Source organism: Candidatus Neomarinimicrobiota bacterium (genome assembly GCA_012964825.1).
Lineage (GTDB): Bacteria > Fidelibacterota > Marinisomatia > Marinisomatales > S15-B10 > UBA2125.
In genome coordinates, this window is sequence record DTTI01000070.1 from 1 (window position 1) to 1592 (window position 1592).

Genomic DNA, 1592 nt, shown 5'->3' on the forward strand with positions numbered 1-1592 from the left:
TCAGTTTACATCAAGGTTCAGAGAAGATCACAGAAATTAATTATATGGAAATAGTGATTGCCCAGCCTTTATATTCACCGTGCTCGAGGTAAACATTCCGTAAAAAACCATTTCAGGAAGAATGGAATCTTCTTGAACCTTGATTAAACAAAGGGAGATAATTGTGAAAAAAGTAAAGTTGTTACTTTCATTTACTGTTTTTTTCGGTGGTATTCTGATCGCTGGAGACAAAGAAGACATTATCAAGCAGATAATGGCAAGCAACAATTATTTAAATAAGAATAAAACAAACATGGCTGAATATTCAAAGGAAGGTGCCCTGGAGTTCTGGTCCAGTGGCGGCCTGTTGCATGAGGTCGGACCCGATGGCCGGTCTGATGAATATGACAGTGTGAATATGAACATTAAACATGTTGAGGTTATTATTCTGGTTCCGAAAAAAGCAGCGGTAGCCATGTACTACTCAGAAGGCTCCATGACACCTAAAGGATCTAAGCCGGTGGGCCATTATATGACCCGTGTTACTCAGGCATTTGTTAAAGAAAACGGCGAATGGAGGGTAAGAGCTTCTCACTGGTCCCCAATTATGGGAGGAGCCGGCACCAGTCAAACAGCCACCAACTGAGTAAACAGATAAATAATCAAATAAAAAGGAAATCATCATGAAAAAATTAATTCCCGCAATTCTTGTTGTAACTGTTCTGACAATTTCATGTAACAACACTGGCGGTTCAACGGATGGAAAATACATTGAATGGTTTGGTGAGAATGAAGTTGCCAATGCCATGGTCAGTAAAGGTATTTTTCACTTTTTGAATATTGAATGGGAAAAGTCATACTCTTTTTTCACAGGGTCACTTGAGGTTGACTCTTCTCTGTTTGCCTCTCATGTTGTTCTGGCCTGGTTAACCCCTGATGGAGAGGCCGATGAAATGCATAAATCAAAGGCCAGGGAGCTTGTAAAGGGTAAAAACGAAAACTCAAACCTCATGGTTTCTCTTTTTGATATCGACTTGCCTGCTGGTGAGGAAAGAAGGGCAAAAAGGCATGAGATCTGGTCCAAAATGCATGAAATAGAGCCTGATGGTTGGTTCATTCACTATTACTATGCTACTACAAAACCAACCCCTAAAGAGAGAATTGATGAATTGAAAGTTCTGCTTGATAAAAACAAAAATTCAGGTGCAAGCTATGCTCATATTCTCAATATGTTAGGTTATATGCACTACGGTGAAGATGAAAAGGCAGCCGCTAAATCTTATTTTGACAAATACCTTGAGGCATACCCTGAAGGGTATAATCCTCCCGATTCCATGGGCGAGTTTTACTTTAATGAGAAGGTATACGAAACAGCATTGAAATATTACGAAAATGCCCTCGATAAATATCCTTACTCTGTTTCAGCTACAAATAAGGTTAAGGAGATCAACGAACTACTTGGAAACTAATATCCGTTCTCTTACTTGGAAATAAGGAGATAATCATGAAAAAGAATCTAATCATACTTCTCGCCCTCTTGCTGGCCATCCCCGCTGAGGCTGTAGCTGGGGATCGGGAAGATCTTGTTGCTGCAATTGAAAAACGGTGGACAG

At 40.0% G+C, this 1592-nt stretch carries 2 protein-coding genes; both read left to right on the forward strand.

What is annotated here, in order from left to right; all coding sequences use genetic code 11:
- Positions 1–163: 163 nt before the first annotated feature.
- Complete coding sequence (locus tag EYO21_06785; protein HIB03510.1) at positions 164–625, forward strand: hypothetical protein; 462 nt, start codon at positions 164–166, stop codon at positions 623–625.
- Between the two features lie 37 nt (positions 626–662).
- Positions 663–1448, forward strand: a complete 786-nt coding sequence (locus EYO21_06790) for a hypothetical protein (protein HIB03511.1) — start codon at positions 663–665, stop codon at positions 1446–1448.
- Positions 1449–1592 lie beyond the last annotated feature (144 nt).